General features: G+C 60.9%; 16 protein-coding genes, 2 tRNA genes and 1 pseudogene. 14 read left to right on the top strand and 5 right to left on the bottom strand.

Annotation, left to right across the window (positions count from 1 at the left end; genetic code table 11):
* Window positions 1-52: 52 nt before the first annotated feature.
* Window positions 53-811, top strand: a complete 759-nt coding sequence (locus HMPREF0178_RS20430; protein ID WP_157134908.1) for a hypothetical protein — start codon at window positions 53-55, stop codon at window positions 809-811.
* Between the two features lie 9 nt (window positions 812-820).
* Window positions 821-2,308, top strand: a complete 1,488-nt coding sequence (locus HMPREF0178_RS22500) for a hypothetical protein (protein WP_009368203.1) — start codon at window positions 821-823, stop codon at window positions 2,306-2,308.
* Between the two features lie 53 nt (window positions 2,309-2,361).
* On the opposite strand, the gene HMPREF0178_RS07725 is transcribed toward HMPREF0178_RS22500, so the two are convergent.
* The gene (locus tag HMPREF0178_RS07725) at window positions 2,362-2,781 is read right to left on the bottom strand and encodes a hypothetical protein (RefSeq protein WP_009368202.1); all 420 of its coding nucleotides are present in this window, start codon (window positions 2,779-2,781) and stop codon (window positions 2,362-2,364) included.
* A 277-nt stretch (window positions 2,782-3,058) separates the two neighbouring features.
* Here HMPREF0178_RS07725 and HMPREF0178_RS07720 point away from each other — a divergent pair, with 277 nt between their 5' ends.
* The 6 genes and pseudogenes from HMPREF0178_RS07720 to HMPREF0178_RS07705 all read left to right on the top strand — a co-directional run bounded on the left by HMPREF0178_RS07720 (window position 3,059) and on the right by HMPREF0178_RS07705 (window position 6,644).
* Window positions 3,059-3,751 carry a hypothetical protein gene (locus HMPREF0178_RS07720; protein WP_009368201.1) on the top strand — a complete coding sequence of 231 codons (693 nt, stop codon included), beginning with the start codon at window positions 3,059-3,061 and terminating at the stop codon, window positions 3,749-3,751.
* Window positions 3,748-4,854: a phage baseplate assembly protein V gene (locus HMPREF0178_RS07715; RefSeq protein WP_009368200.1), complete on the top strand. Its 1,107-nt coding sequence runs from the start codon at window positions 3,748-3,750 to the stop codon at window positions 4,852-4,854. Before HMPREF0178_RS07720 ends, HMPREF0178_RS07715 begins: the two co-directional genes overlap by 4 nt.
* Window positions 4,851-5,036, top strand: coding sequence for a Com family DNA-binding transcriptional regulator (locus HMPREF0178_RS20935; RefSeq protein WP_009368199.1), 186 nt, complete (start codon window positions 4,851-4,853; stop codon window positions 5,034-5,036). The genes HMPREF0178_RS07715 and HMPREF0178_RS20935 overlap by 4 nt, the downstream gene beginning before the upstream one ends.
* Window positions 4,997-5,494: pseudogene (locus HMPREF0178_RS22495) on the top strand (DNA cytosine methyltransferase); the annotation flags it as partial. The gene HMPREF0178_RS20935 and the pseudogene HMPREF0178_RS22495, both read left to right, overlap by 40 nt.
* 34 nt (window positions 5,495-5,528) lie before the next feature.
* Window positions 5,529-5,714 (top strand): hypothetical protein, encoded by a 186-nt coding sequence (locus HMPREF0178_RS22490; RefSeq protein WP_232281266.1) that lies wholly within the window; start codon window positions 5,529-5,531, stop codon window positions 5,712-5,714.
* A 207-nt stretch (window positions 5,715-5,921) separates the two neighbouring features.
* On the top strand, window positions 5,922-6,644 hold the full coding sequence (locus HMPREF0178_RS07705; RefSeq protein ID WP_009368197.1) for a site-specific DNA-methyltransferase: 723 nt from the start codon (window positions 5,922-5,924) through the stop codon (window positions 6,642-6,644).
* A gap of 492 nt (window positions 6,645-7,136) precedes the next feature.
* Here HMPREF0178_RS07705 and HMPREF0178_RS07700 read toward each other — a convergent pair.
* Window positions 7,137-7,212, bottom strand: a tRNA-Thr gene (locus tag HMPREF0178_RS07700).
* A gap of 273 nt (window positions 7,213-7,485) precedes the next feature.
* Between HMPREF0178_RS07700 and HMPREF0178_RS07695 the strand changes: the two genes are divergently transcribed.
* On the top strand, window positions 7,486-8,130 hold the full coding sequence (locus tag HMPREF0178_RS07695; RefSeq protein ID WP_009368196.1) for a DedA family protein: 645 nt from the start codon (window positions 7,486-7,488) through the stop codon (window positions 8,128-8,130).
* Between the two features lie 21 nt (window positions 8,131-8,151).
* On the top strand, window positions 8,152-9,534 hold the full coding sequence (gene asnS, locus HMPREF0178_RS07690; protein WP_005027985.1) for an asparagine--tRNA ligase: 1,383 nt from the start codon (window positions 8,152-8,154) through the stop codon (window positions 9,532-9,534).
* 361 nt (window positions 9,535-9,895) lie between these two features.
* On the opposite strand, the gene HMPREF0178_RS07685 is transcribed toward asnS, so the two are convergent.
* Window positions 9,896-10,468: a hypothetical protein gene (locus HMPREF0178_RS07685; RefSeq protein WP_005027984.1), complete on the bottom strand. Its 573-nt coding sequence runs from the start codon at window positions 10,466-10,468 to the stop codon at window positions 9,896-9,898.
* 139 nt (window positions 10,469-10,607) lie between these two features.
* Here HMPREF0178_RS07685 and HMPREF0178_RS07680 point away from each other — a divergent pair, with 139 nt between their 5' ends.
* Entirely contained in the window at window positions 10,608-10,976 is a 369-nt protein-coding gene (locus HMPREF0178_RS07680; RefSeq protein ID WP_005027983.1) for a cupin domain-containing protein, read from the top strand.
* 130 nt (window positions 10,977-11,106) lie between these two features.
* Here the strand turns inward: HMPREF0178_RS07680 and HMPREF0178_RS07675 are convergent.
* Window positions 11,107-11,183: transfer RNA gene (locus HMPREF0178_RS07675), tRNA-Pro, on the bottom strand.
* A gap of 353 nt (window positions 11,184-11,536) precedes the next feature.
* On the opposite strand from HMPREF0178_RS07675, the gene potA reads away from it, so the two are divergent.
* From potA to potC, 3 genes are read left to right on the top strand one after another with little or no spacing between them, the layout of a single operon-like run.
* Entirely contained in the window at window positions 11,537-12,643 is a 1,107-nt protein-coding gene (gene potA / locus HMPREF0178_RS07670; protein ID WP_005027982.1) for a spermidine/putrescine ABC transporter ATP-binding protein PotA, read from the top strand.
* Entirely contained in the window at window positions 12,630-13,499 is an 870-nt protein-coding gene (locus HMPREF0178_RS07665) for an ABC transporter permease (protein ID WP_009368195.1), read from the top strand. The genes potA and HMPREF0178_RS07665 overlap by 14 nt, the downstream gene beginning before the upstream one ends.
* A complete protein-coding gene (gene potC, locus HMPREF0178_RS07660; protein ID WP_005027980.1) occupies window positions 13,499-14,284 on the top strand; it encodes a spermidine/putrescine ABC transporter permease PotC in 786 nt (261 codons plus the stop codon). The genes HMPREF0178_RS07665 and potC overlap by 1 nt, the downstream gene beginning before the upstream one ends.
* A gap of 259 nt (window positions 14,285-14,543) precedes the next feature.
* Here potC and HMPREF0178_RS21485 read toward each other — a convergent pair.
* Window positions 14,544-14,633, bottom strand: a 90-nt coding sequence (locus HMPREF0178_RS21485; protein WP_009368193.1) for a precorrin-8X methylmutase, incomplete at its 5' end; no start/stop codon positions are given.

The raw sequence follows: 14,633 nt of genomic DNA, 5'->3' as shown, positions 1-14,633 counted from the left end.
GAGAGAGAGAGAGACCTTTGGTTGCGAACTTTTGCCTTTGGGGGTGCTGTAAATGGCTCTTCCGCAGGCGGTACGCATGATCGCTGAAATCAAGGCGCGGCTCGTTGAAATGTCCGGCTTCCTTGTCCCGTCCGGGGTCATCCTCATGTGGGGCGGTTCGGCGGATACCATCCCGAGGGGGTGGGCTCTCTGTGACGGCACGAACGGGACGCCGGACTTGCTCGATCGGTTCGTGGTGGCAAGCGGAAGGAACTACCCGCAAGGCTCGAAGGGCGGGGCGGAATCGGCAACGCCGGACGTGAGCACCGGGACGGCCAAGACGGGGATCAGCCTTGCCGATGCCGCGCCAGGGGGCACGGCGGGAAGCTCGGGAACCGGAATCGGCATCCAGAACGCCGCCCTCAATATCTGGACCGGGGCGGCCGGGACGGGGATCGGCATCCAGGGGACGACGCTGGACGGGAATACACTCCCGAACCACAACCACTCAATTACGACATGCGCGGACAATGGCAGTAGCACGAACTATCCGATGGGGCCTGGTGATACGCAACGTACCCAAACCAACTGGACTAATGCTACAGGCAATTCATGGGGCCACGCCCACGGCGTATCAGACCCCGGGCACGCCCACACAGTCGGCTCAAGCGAGCACGCGCATGGGGTATCCGATCCCGGGCACGCCCACGCGGTGGCGACCGAGGCCCATAACCACGCGCTCACGGACGGCGGGCACAGCCATACGGTCACGGCAAAGGCGATCGGCACGGTGCCCCCGTACTATGCGCTGTGCTTCATCCAAAAACTTTAGGGCATGAAGATGTTTGACGCATGGAACGCCGTTGATTTTTCCCCTTCCGATACCCTGAGCGGGATCGGGGATTCCCTGATGCCCGCCGTTGAGGGGCTTGTCTCTGACGTACAGGCCGGGGCGGGGAAGCTGACGGAGCTTGCTGAGAAAGTCCCGAACGCCGTCCCGGACGTATCCGCGCTGGCGGGCATGGCCGACGAGCTGCGCGGGCGGCTCGCCGGGCTTATGACTGGCAGCGTGTCCGTTTTGTGCGTCCATCCGTGGCAGCAGGGCGTCGGGGACAGGAAAGGCGACTATGCGTGGCTCACCCCGGAGAACGCCCTTGCCTCCCTTTCCGCCCGGTGCGTCCCGGCCTGCCTGACGGGGGACGCGCCGCAAGGGGGCGCCGCGCTGGTGCTCGTCGTGACCGCTCCGGATCTTTCCGCGTTTATGGATGCGCTCGGCGCGTTCAACGGCGTTTTTCCGCTCCGTGAGCTGGAGCAGGCCGGACGCCGGGCCGCGGCCCTTGCAACGCTGGAGCTGGACAAGTTCGTCATCCCGAAAGCCCCGTGCTTCCCGCCGTGGGAATGGCTCACCCCGGGCACGCCGTCCACGGGGGCGGCTTTCGAGCAGGTGACGGGAACGGTGCTGGCCCGGATGGAGGCGGCCAAGGCCGCGGCAACGGCTCCGCTGGATGCCCTCAAACAGGCCGGGGAACGTCTGCAGACGCAACTCGGCGCGGCCGTGAAGAAGATCGACGCCCTCAAGCAGGCCATGCAGGGCACGAACGCAAGCTGGTTCGGGGCGTACCTGTCCGGCGATCTGGGCGAGCTTTCGCGGGACTTGTCGCTCATCGCGCCCCCGGCCAACGCCGCACACAAACTCACGGCGGCCTTGCTGTTCGTCGGGAGCGCCCCTCAACTCGCGTACTTTCAGGAGACGTTCTTACCCATGATCACGATGCGCCTAGACGACTATAAAGTCCCGGGGTTCGGCTTGCGGGTGTCCGGTTCGTTCACGTTGAAGAAACAGGACGCCAGCGGCGACACCAGTTCAACCACCAAGGCGGAGAAGGGCATCAAGGCAAAGACGCTCACGGTCACGACGCAGATCCGCTATAAGGATGAATCGGATCTGCGCGAGCTGATCCGCGTCTCGGAAGCCAAGGGCGGCAGCGGGGCCAAGGTCTACACCATCGCCAACACCACGGCCAACGCCGCGGGCATCCGGCAGGTGGTCTTTTCGGATCGGGTGTCATGGGATGAGCAGGAGGGCCGGAAGTGCTGGAACGTCCAGTTCACGCTGGCGGAACACAAGTCCGTCCCGGAACGCGCCGAGGCCCGGGAGAAGGCCAAGCCAACCAGCACCGGGCAGAACAATGGGGCGGCGGTGGCGGCTGCATCCGGGGATGCTGGAATGGAGGAACTCGGCGGTTTTTGGGCGTGGCTCAAGGGAAGGGATAATTTTATCGGAGCGTATGACTCCTCTTCCGATTCCGAAACGGCGGACCCCAAATAAAACGCCCCGCGTCGGTAGGGCGCGGGGCGTCTGGTGGGCTTTTTTAGGGGAGGTTACGCGAGGACTTCAAGGGGCTGCGCTTCAAGTTCCTTCACGATCTCGCAAGCCAGCCTTCCGGCGGTGGAGACGCACTTGTCCGTGAGGTGGCCGAGCCATTCGAGGGCAAGCCGCTGTTCCGCGTCGCTGGCGGCGGCAAGGGCGTTCATCACGGGCGGCACAAGGGCGAGATCGCGGGTATAGCCGTCCAGCAGGGCGGGCAGGATGCGCCGCTTGGAACCCCGCGTTGCATCGGCGAATTGCCCCAACGTCTCGGATGCGTCCTCCGCCATGTCGCTGAGTGTGCGGAGCGAAGCCTGAATGAAGTTCCGGGGCATGGGGTCGGCCAGCAGATCGCACAGGCCGCACAGTTCGGAAAGTTCGGCGGACAGGGACGAGAGGCGGGACAGCAGAGGGGCTGAAAGCGTGTGTGACATGGGAAACTCCAACGATTTAGTAGTGAGGCATTGGATATGAGAAATGCCGGGTCTCAACTACCGCGTTGGACGGCTGCTCTTATTCCCCTTGCGGGTGTTGTATTGGGAGCTATCGGCCCGGCAAAAATGCTGCGAAGAAAGGGCAATACTGCCCAAAAAGAAACCCAGCGGATGCCGGGCAGAGCGCGCATAGTTTAAAACAGCGGCGCGGACACTGCCAACGAGATAGTGAAATGAGTATTACCGGGACGGCCCGGAAGAGTCAAGGAAGGTATCCATGAAGATCAGAAAACGCCTTGCCACCCCTTCCGGCGATCTGCCACTCGTTTATGAGGACGTGCGGCTGGAGCTTTCCGCGCCGGGGCGGGCCGTGTTTCAGGTGGTGAGCAAAGAGCCCGTTTCCGGGTTCGTCGCGTTCGCTATGGGCTATGCCGTGAACGGCCGGGACGCCCTTGTCTTCGCCGGGTATGTCGAACGCTGCACGACGATGGACGGGAGCCAGCAAAGGCTCATGTGCCGCGAGATCGCCGCGAAGCTCGACACTCCGATCCCGCTTGCTATGCGCCACCCGACGCTGCGGGAAGTGCTGGCGGCCTATGCGGACAAGACGGGCTTGCGTTTCATCCTTCCGGAACGGCCCTACGCCGACACCAAGATCCCGGCCTTTGACACGTTCGGGACTGGCCTTGACGGGCTGGCCAACATCGGCCGCGCCTTTCAGATTCCCGATTACGTCTGGCAGACGCAGGGGGATGGAAAAATCTTTGTGGGGAGCTGGCAGGACTCGCGCTGGCCGGAACGCCCGGTCGAAATCCCGCAGGCGGTATTTTCCCGGGCTTTGGCCACCGGGGGCAAGGTCATGACCTTGATCCCGTCCATGCGTCCCGGGTGCGTCGTCAACGGGGACAGGGTGCGGACGGTACGTTTTTCCGGGCATGAAATGACGCTCGGCATGGAGGCGGAGGCATGAGGGAGGCTATCAGGCGGGCCGTCAAAGGGCTTTTCCCGGAACTCGGCGCGGGGCTGCACCTTGACCGCTACGCCCGGGTGCTGGCCGTGGCCGATGCGCCGGGGCAGGGCGCGGCCTCGGAACGTTTCCGCCCGCGCTATGCCGTGGACATCCAGATACTCACGGCGGACGGGGAGCCCGATCCGGCCTTCCCGACCTACACGGCGGTCCCCCTTCCCGTGCCGACCGGGGCGGGGCAGGAGAAAGGCTTTTTCAGCTTCCCGGAACCAGGCGCGCAGGTCGTGGTCGGGTTCGCCTACGGAAGGCCGGATCATCCGATCATCCGGCAAACCTATCCCCTCGGCGTGTCGCTTCCCGAGGTGGCGCAGGGCGAACAGCTCTGGCAGAGCACGCCCGCCGTCTACCAGCGGGCGGACGCTGGCGGCAACTGGACGCGGGCGACGGAGGCGAAGATCGAGGACGCCAGCCGGGAGCGCGTGGTCCGGGCCCAGACGTCCGCGGACGAACTCGGCACGGAAACGCGGACCATCCGGGAGCACTCCAAGGAAAGCGTGGGCGGCATCAAACAGATCGAGGCCACAACCTTGTCGCTTGTGGGCGGGCTGCGGGCGGATCTCGGCTCGCTCGGCAACGTCAACATGACCGCGGGCGCGCATTCGACCATCACAACGGGCAAGGCCCGCACGGACACCACGGGCGGCGACTTCGCCGAGGATGTGGGCGGGAACCGCACGGCGAAGGTTGCGGGCAACGCCGGGGATGAAGTAGCCGGCGCAAGGAACCGGAAGATCGGCGGCGACGAAACCACAACCGTCTCCGGGGCGAGCACGGAGAAGGTAGGCGGCGCGAAAACGGTCACGGCGGCGCAAATGACCTTCAATTCCGAGTCGACCATCGGCTTCAACGCGGGAGGCGGGGACGGCGGCGGGACGTCCGTATTCAGGGAATTTCTCGGTTTCTGTGACGAGGTGCTGGCGGCGCTGGATGTCCTCGCCGCCCATGACCACCCCGACGCGGGAACCATCAACCAGGGCGGCAGCGTGTCCGGGCACCGGGCCGCGGCCGGGCAACATAGGGAGAAGCTGGGGCAGATTACGACATGAGGAACGACTTGCCGGAAATCCGCTGCGGGCATTGCGGAAAGCTGCTTGCCCGCGGCCTCGCCGTTGACCTTGAAATCCGATGCCCCCGTTGCGGGGCGGACAACCACGTGAGGGCCGCGAGCCCCGACCGTGAGCGCCAAGAGTGCCGGAAACAGGGGCACACTTGCGAGACGTCACTGTAGGGAGCCTTTTTTCAGGGGCGGGGCTGTGCGACCTCGGGCTGGAATGGGCCGGGATGAAGCACCGTTTTTTCTGTGAAGTGGATCCTTTTTGCCGTTCGATATTGCGGAGGCACTGGCCGGGCATCCCCATATATGAGGATGTCCGGGAGCTGCGGGGGGCGGATCTGCCCCCGGTCGATGTATTGTGCGGGGGGTTCCCATGCCAGGACGTGAGCCTGGCGGGGAAACGGAAAGGGATTGCGAAAGGGACACGGAGCGGGTTGTGGCATGAATACGCGAGACTCATTGAAGAAATCAGGCCGGGGTATGTCATCATTGAAAACGTGCCGGGGCTGCTCGCCGCAGGGGTTGAGGCAGTCCTGCAGGATCTGGCCGCGGTCGGGTATGATGCGGAGTGGGAAGTGCTTCCCGCAGCCGCGGTCGGCGCCCCGCATCGGCGCGAGCGGGTTTTCCTTGTTGCCTACCCCAACGGTCATAAGCGTGACCCAGAGCATGGGGTTTTATCTTCGCTCGCCGGAAGTCTGGGAGAAGGCGACCAACCTTGGCGCGTGGCTCCTTGGTTGGGAGTACGGATTGACCGGGCGCGCCGCGCGTCCATCCGGGAGGCATATGGTGGATGTGTCCTTCGCCGAGTGGATGATGGGCGTCCCGCAAGGTTGGACGGCCCCGCAGGAGTAAGGCCCCTTCCCCGTGAGCTTGTCCCGGTGTGGGTGCGCAGGCTGAAAGCCCTTGGAAACGCGATCACTCCCCAACAGGCGTATGCCGTAGCCGCCTGCATCATGCGGGCGGAGGGGCTTCCGGTTCGGGAACGTCCGGACAGATAAGATTGCTTGAGCGCCCCGGGCGCCAGACGAGAGGGCCGAGAGCCCCGCATCAAGAGGATTCATGAAGCCCTTTTTTGAAGACCCCGCGCTGACCTTGTACCAAGGGGATGCGCTGGCCGTTTTGCAGTCCTTTCCCCCTCATTGCGTGGATGCCGTGATTACCGATCCGCCCTATTCAAGCGGCGGGCTCATGCTTTCCGCACGCCAGGCCGATCCCGCGGTCAAGTATCAGAACAACGGGACAGTGAAGACATACCCGCCGATGTTCGGGGACAACCGGGATCAGCGCTCGTTCATCATGTGGGCTACGTTGTGGCTTGCCGAGTGCTGGCGCGTGGCCAGGGACGGATCGCCCCTGCTCATGTTTTCGGACTGGCGGCAGCTTCCCGCCATGACTGACGCTGTACAGGCGGCGGGCTGGACGTGGCGGGGCGTCGTGGTCTGGCACAAGCGGACCGGGCGGCCGCTGCGCGGGGAGTTCCGCAGGGAGGCCGAGTTTGTGATCTTCGCCAGCAAGGGACGGCTGGGCTACCGCGGCCCCCGGTGCCTGCCCGGGCTGTACGCGCATACGGTGGACCACAAGAAAAAGAACCACCTGACGAGCAAGCCCGTTGAGCTCCTGCGGGAACTTATGGAAGTGGTCCCGGAAGGCGGGACGGTGCTGGACCCCTTCATCGGCGGCGGGAGCACGGCTGAAGCGGCACGGGATACGGGCCGAACGTGTATCGGAGTCGAACTTTCCCCGGATTATGCGGCGATTACGGCCCAAAGAGTGGCAAGCTGAGGCCAAAAAGGAAAAGGCGCGGAGCAATCCGCGCCTTTTTTGCGTCCGGAGAACGGCCAGCCAAGAAAAAGCACTCATCCACCCCGCCCCCGGGCTTTTTGAGTGTCTGAACAATGCCATGTCCCCGGGATGCCATGACAGGCGGAAAGCGAGGCGTGGAGCTAAGAAGGGGGAAAGAGTAGATCCCGCATGGATTGCCGAAAAGTGCATGGGGACGCCATCCGTGTTTTTCGCCTTGGCACAAGGTGGGACGGCGTAACCTACTGACTATGAAGGGGAAGAACGTTTTTTTCAAACAAGCGGGGAGGGAAGCGGAGGCATCTACTGATTTTTTGCGGACACCCTGAAAAAGGGTGATGCGGACAGTTTGCGTACAGTGTTTATTTAATTAAATAAATATGTTGTCTGTATTCGTGCGGACAGTTTGCGTACAATTTGCGGACAGTACAGAAAAAGGGGTTACATCTTTTGGATGTAACCCCTTGATTTCTCTGGAGCCAGCACGCGGATTTGAACCGTGGACCTACTGATTACGAATCAGTTGCTCTACCAGCTGAGCTATGCTGGCGCATTGACCGATGGCCAATACAGGGGGAATCAATAGCTTGTCCCCGGTTTAAAGTCAAGCCATTTTCCTTTTGGAGGAATAAAAGGTGTTGGGGACGGCTTGCGGCACTTACGGCGTCAGGGGCGCGGGCGGGCCGTAAAGGGAGATTGTGACAAATGGATTACGGACATTTGAAGGGGCGATCAGGACTTGATTCTCCACAGGTCTGTCCGTATCCTGTGCGCTGTTTTCCAAACCGTTTCAAACCTGTATTTGCGTGCTCAGGACTTTTTCATGACGGACCTTTCTCTTTTTGAACAGGCGATTTCGTTTGTCCTGCATATCGATCAGCATCTTTTCGCACTTGTCGCGGAATATGGGGCGCTGCTGTATCTTTTTCTGTTTATCGTCGTGTTCTGCGAAACCGGTCTGGTGGTGACGCCTTTCCTGCCGGGCGACTCGCTGCTGTTTGCGGCGGGGACCGTGGCCGGAGCCGGGCATCTCAGTTATCCCGTGTGTATGCTTGTCCTGCTGGGGGCGGCGATTTTGGGGGATGCCGTAAATTATGAGATCGGGCGGCACGTGGGGCCGAGTATATTCAGCCGGGAGACACGGTTTCTGAACAAGGAGCACTTGCTCAAGGCCCATGCGTTTTACGAACGGCATGGCGGAAAGGCCATTATCCTGGCCCGGTTCATTCCCATCGTGCGTACCTTTGCGCCGTTTGTGGCTGGGATTGCGCTCATGTCCCCGGTCAAGTTCCTGTCTTTCAACATCACCGGGGCCATCCTCTGGGTGGCGGGGCTGGTTTCCGCCGGGTATTTCCTCGGCAACATCCCGATCGTAAAGAACAATTTCAGTGTCGTCATTTACGGCATCATCATCGTTTCGGTCCTGCCGGTGGTTATCGAGTTCATACGGGCAAAAATCAAGAAATAACATATAATCTGAGGAGGCTCTATGCTGCGTACTCCTGTAGCTGAAGCGCTCGGTGCGGCGTCCGCCGCGTCTGAAATCCGTATCGGCGGCTGGGTCCGGACCCGCCGCGACGCCAAGGGTTTTTCGTTCCTCGAACTCAACGACGGTTCCTGCCTCGGCAACATCCAGTGTATTGTTGATGAGGGGACTGCCGCATGGGATAAACTGGAAGGCGTCAACACGGGCGCGTGCGTCGCCGTTACGGGCGAACTTGTCGAGTCGCCCGGCAAAGGCCAGAAATGGGAAGTGCGGGCCAAGGATATGACCGTGTTCGGCCTCGCCGATCCTGAAACCTTCCCGCTTCAGAAGAAGCGCCATTCCGACGAGTTCCTGCGTACCATTGCGCACTTGCGTTCCCGTACCAACAAGTACGGGGCGGCCTTCCGCATCCGTGCCGAAGCCGCGCACGCCGTGCACGACTTTTTCTATCAGAACGGGTTTTATTATGTGCATACGCCCATCCTGACGGGGTCCGACTGCGAAGGCGCGGGTGAAATGTTCCGGGTGACGACCCTGCCTCTGAACACGCCCGTGAAGCCCGGCGAAAACCCCTATGCGCAGGATTTTTTCGGCAAGGAGTGCAGCCTGACTGTTTCCGGCCAGCTTGAGGCCGAAGCGCTGGCCCTTGGGCTCGGCAAAGTCTACACGTTCGGCCCGACCTTCCGCGCCGAAAATTCCAATACCCCCCGTCACGCTGCGGAATTCTGGATGATCGAGCCGGAAGTGGCCTTCACGGATATCAACGACAACATGGATCTGGCCGAGAGCCTGACCTGCTTTGTGATCAACCGTGTCCTCGAACGCCGCGCCGACGATATGGATCTGTTCGATCGCTTTGTGGACAAGGGGCTGGTGGATCGCCTCAAGGGTATGGTGGCGCAGCCCTTTGCGCGCTGTTCCTACCGCGAGGCCATCGATATTTTGAAAGCGAGCGGAAAGAATTTCGAGTACCCCGCCAAGTTTGGCCTTGATTTGCAGACCGAGCACGAGCGTTTCCTCGCCGAGGAACATTTCAAGCGCCCGGTGGCGGTGTATGACTATCCCAAAGAGATCAAGGCTTTCTATATGCGCCAGAACGACGACCGTGAGACCGTGGCCGCGATGGACGTACTGGTTCCCCGCATCGGCGAACTCATCGGCGGCAGCCAGCGCGAGGAGCGCCTCGACGTGCTCGAAAGCCGTATCCGCGAGATGAATCAGGATCCCGCAAACTATTGGTGGTACTTGGATCTGCGCCGTTTCGGCTCGGTTCCGCATTCCGGGTTTGGCATGGGCTTCGAGCGCCTCGTCATGATGCTCACCGGTATTTCCAATATCCGCGACGCGCTCCCGTTCCCCCGTACGCCGGGCTCGTTGGAGTTCTAGGCGGAGATGATGGGATGATATCGGGGAGGGGAGAGGGAGCCTTTCTGAGGAAAGGCTCCCTCTCCCCCTCCCCAAACCCCTCCTCTCTCCCTCCCAAGACTTTTGGCTGGTGGGGAGGCGGCGTGGAGGGAGTTCGTTCCGGCGGAGGATGGGGATTTCTCTGTTTTGTGGGAAAAGGATGTATGCCGTGGCGTGAAAATGGGCACGGCCATGTGTTCCGGAAAAAGAAAAACGCTTCAGTGTCCGTGTGAACCGGATAGTGAAGCGTTTTTTATTCCTAAAGAGTCCGGGGTGTGGCCTCTGCTGGCGAAAAGGCCGCGCTGGAATCCCCAAAGTCCGGCAGGGGTTGCCGTAATGCCCTTTACTTGTCGAACTTGACGGACTGGAGGGCCTTCTTGACGTCGGCCTCGTACTTCCCGGCGTCCTTCTTCAGGAACATGGCGTTTGCGATCACACCCTTGTCCCCATTGGGGTAGGTCCACGTCATGTTGATGAGTTCCGGGCGGTTATCCTGAGCGGGGATGGTCATTTGGGTAGCGAGGGCGGCGACGCCGTTGTTCTCGACCTTGCCGCATGTGGCTTCAGCTTTGCCTGTGCCAAGCTGGCTTTCCAGTTCGCCGATGAGCTTCTTGCAGCGTTTTTCCGTTTGTGCGGCATCTTGTTTGAGAAATGCCTCTTGCGTGCCGGGATCGGGATTTCTGATGATGCTCAGTTTGAGGAAGTCGTCCGCAGGGCCTTGTGCCAGAAGCAGGATTTCAGGGCCATTCTCTTGGGAGAACTGTTTCAGGACTCCCTTGGGGAGGACTTCCCAGCCGGAAGGGAGGCTGATGGTGACATTTCCCGCTTTCTGGGGAATAAAATCGTCGGCTTGAGCTTGGATGCCGATACCGAGGGAGAGGGCTCCCGCCAAGAGCAGCGTATAACCGAATCGCATGTTTTCTCCTCCATCCGTAGAGATTGGGGCCGCATTCTTTTTTCAAGGCGTATACCCGCCGGCGGAGGATTGAAAATGATAAATAGCGGCATGGACAGAAAGTACAGCGGAGCCTATAGTTGAGGATGGAGGTATAACTATGAACGGAAAACGTAACATCCTTTTTGTAGATAAAGACGCGTACCCCTCTCTTGAAGAGCCGGAACTTTTCGATACGCTTGCGGCGGGTGCGGGGAGCATCCGCGTGGAGCGCATCGTATCCAACGGGCAGGTCACTCCCGAAGGGGAATGGTACGATCAGGATCTGGACGAGTGGGTTGTGGTGCTTGAGGGCGAAGCCCGCCTGCACTACATGGATGGCGAGGAAGTGGGGCTGAAGAAAGGGGATTCGCTGTTTCTGCCGAAGCGCAGGAAGCACCGGGTGGTTTACACCAGTTCCCCGTGCATCTGGCTGGCCATACATGCGGATCTGCTGACCCCGCAGTCGGTGGTTGCCGACGCAATCTGAGGACGCAGGCGTGCGGTGGGTTTTCCCCGCGCCGAAGAGGGAATTCTTCATACGGAAGGATTCCTTTTTTTGCGCCGTGCATTGGGCATGAAAAAAGGGTTTGCCGTGAAGCAAACCCTTAAGACCCAAGTGGTCGGGATGGCGCGATTTGAACGCGCGGTCTCTGCGTCCCGAACGCAGCGCTCTACCAGACTGAGCCACATCCCGTGAAGAAGCCCTTCTTAGCCCGAACCAAAATGAAAGACAAGCGTTTTTTTGGCACCTGTGGAAAAAAGGAAAGGGCGTGTTTTGACAAAATCTTTAGAAACAAAAGGTTAGCTGTAAAATCATGGATGGGGCTTTTCTTGACCCTTTGACCCGCCTCATGTAGAGGATGCGTGAAAGAGAAGGTCCTGAGACAGCCTTCGGGAGTCCTGACGGGCCGCCCGGACAAGCCGCTGAAGGCTTTTTCGCAAGAATCTGCACTGAAGGACGAGCGGAGCCGTGAATGGCCGATATGTGGCGATCCCGTTCGGGGACGCGCGCCCTTCCATACAAGGATACGGAGGCAGTCGGGAAGAATGACCGGACAGGACAATATCATCGAATTGAGGGGTGTGGACAAATCTTTCGAGGACACTCGCGCGCTTGAGGGCATTGATCTGAGTATCAGCAACGGCGAGTTTCTGACCCTCCTTGGGCCTTCCGGTTGCGGCAAGACGACCATCCTGCGAATCCTTTCGGGCTTCGAGACCCCGGATCAGGGAGACGTATCCATCGGCGGGCAGCGGATGAACGACGTCCCGCCGGAGCGCCGTCAGGTCAATACCGTGTTTCAGAATTACGCGCTGTTCCCGCATATGACCGTGCGCGACAACGTGGCTTTCGGGCTTCGGATGCAGTCCTGTCCGAAAGGCGAGATCGAGGGCAGGGTGCTGGAAGCCCTGCGCATGGTGCATCTCGAACAGTACGCGGACCGTCGCCCGCATCAGCTTTCCGGCGGCCAGCAGCAGCGCGTGGCCATCGCCCGCGCCGTGGTCAACAAGCCGCTGGTGCTGCTGCTCGACGAGCCGTTCAGCGCCCTCGACTACAAGCTGCGGCGCGCCATGCAGCTTGAGATCAAACGTCTCCAGCGACGCCTCGGCATCACCTTCGTGTTCGTGACCCACGATCAGGAAGAGGCTTTTGCGATGTCCGATCGCGTTGTGGTCATGAATCAGGGCCGCATCGAACAGATCGGCACGCCTCAGGAAATCTACGAGGAGCCGTCCAACCTGTACGTCGCCCGTTTCGTCGGCGAGATCAACATCCTGCCCGCGCGGATCATGTCCGTGCCCGGCGAGGGCATCTATATCGCGGACATCAGCGGCCGCCGCTTCACCCTGCGCACGTCGCGCCCGTTCGCGGCGGGGGATCGGGTGAACGTGCTTTTGCGGCCCGAGGACATCCGCGTCTATGCGCATGACGACGAGCGCCCCGAAGGGCCGTACCTCACCGGGCGCATTGAGGAAACCGTCTATAAGGGGGCGACCGTGGATATTTCCATCGCCCTCGACAGCGGCGAGACCCTTTCCGTTGCCGAGTTCTTCAACGAGGACGACGCGGAAATCAGCTACAACCGCGGGGAGCGCGTTGCCGTGACTTGGGTTGACGGTTGGGAAGTGGTGTTGCCGTATGAAGCAGACTAGGGCCTTTTTCAACCGCTTTTCCATCGGCGTCACGGCGTTGTGGCTGCTGTTGTTCGCTTTGCTGCCGAATATCGGCCTTCTGGTGGTGACGGTGCTGACGCGCGGCGAGCAGGATTTCGTATTGCCGCAGTTCACGCTGGACAACTACCTGCGCCTGCTCGATCCCACGTTCCTGAAAATCCTGTGGGAATCCCTGTGGCTGGCCTTCATGAGCACGCTGGCGTGCCTGCTGGTGGGCTATCCGTTCGCCTACCGGATCGCCCGGGCCAGCGCCAAGATGAAGCCGTGGCTGCTCCTGCTGGTCATCATCCCGTTCTGGACGAACTCGCTTATCCGTACCTATGCGCTCATCCTGATCCTCAAGGCCAACGGGCTCATCAGCACGCTGCTGATGTGGCTCGGGGTTACGGAACAGCCCGTGTCCTTTATGTACGGCGATTTCGCGGTGTTCATGGGCATCCTGTACACGTTCCTTCCGTTCATGGTTTTGCCGCTGTACGCATCCATCGAAAAGCTGGACAGCCGCCTGCTCGACGCGGCCCGGGATCTCGGGGCCAGCGGCTTCCAGTCGTTTTGGCACGTCACGTTCCCGCTGACCCTGCCCGGCATCATCGCGGGCTCGATGCTCGTTTTCCTGCCTTCGCTCGGGGCGTTCTATATCCCTGAAATCCTCGGCGGGGCCAAGAGTATGCTCATCGGCAACTTCATCAAGAACCAGTTCATGGTGGCCCGCGACTGGCCGCTCGGCGCGGCGGCGAGCACCATTCTGACGCTGCTGCTGGCCTTGCTCATCGCGGTGTACCGGATGGCCAACCGCAAGGTCGCCTCGCGCGACCGCATGGACGAGGTGGCGTGATGATGCGGAAACTCGGCAAACTGTGGCTCTGGATCGTGTATGCGTTCCTGTTTCTGCCCATCTTTGTGGTGATCGCGTATTCCTTCAACGCCGCCAAGTACACGTCGGCGTGGAAAGGGTTCACGCTCAAGTGGTACAGCCAGCTTTTCGGCAATGCCGCGTTGATCGACGCGGTGGTGAACACGCTTTCCGTGGCGGCGCTGGCGGCCTCGCTGGCGACGCTGCTCGGGGTGCTCGCCGCGCTGTGCCTCAAGCGCACGGAATTCCCCGGACGCCAGCTCCTGCACGCCTCCCTGTACGTCCTGACCGTCTCGCCGGAAATGGTCATGGGGATTTCGCTGCTCATTTTCTTCATCAGCGTCAAGCTGCCGCTCGGGTTCGTGTCCATGCTCATCGCGCACACGACGCTCGGCCTGCCCTTCGTGGCCCTGACCGTGCTGGCGCGCCTGGCCGAATTCGACGAGCACCTGGTGGAGGCCGCCCGCGATCTCGGGGCTACCGAGGCGCAGGCGTTCCGCTATGTGATCCTGCCGGTGATCATGCCCGCCGTGGTCGCGGGGTGGCTCTTGGCGTTCACGCTGTCGATGGACGACGTGCTGATCAGCTTTTTTGTGGCCGGGCCGACGTTTGAGGTGCTGCCCCTGCGCATCTACTCAATGGTGCGGCTCGGCGTGAAGCCGGACATCAACGCGCTTTCCGCCATCATGTTCTGCGTGACCATCGCCCTCGTCGTGCTGGCCTTCTGCCTCTCGCGGCCCAGAAAAAGTTTGAGGAAGCAGGGTTGATGAAACGCATTGGGGAAGGGAGGGAAAACTTTCCCCCAGACCCCCTCCTCTCCTTTTCCAAAGACTTTCGCGTTTATCGAATCCCTGTTCTGCGGTTTTACGGGATGTTGCCGAGTGTCTGTTGTATCATCTTTCTGAAAAGGCAATGTGAAGACTGTTTATTTAATATATTTAGATTATTGACTTATATTCTGGATATTTTGTTTCCTGCCGGAACGAACGCCTCTCGCATAGACTCCCCTCCCCCAATTCCATATCCCTACGCGCTCTCCATAACGGCGTGAAGCGTGGTGACGGCGAGGGCGCTGCCGCCGCGCCGTCCTTCAAGGACGATCTGGGGAACGTCGCA

Origin of the sequence: Bilophila sp. 4_1_30, assembly GCF_000224655.1 — a bacterium.
Taxonomy (GTDB): domain Bacteria; phylum Desulfobacterota; class Desulfovibrionia; order Desulfovibrionales; family Desulfovibrionaceae; genus Bilophila; species Bilophila wadsworthia.
Note: the sequence above shows the minus strand (reverse complement) of the source record. Positions and strands in the feature narration are given on the sequence as shown.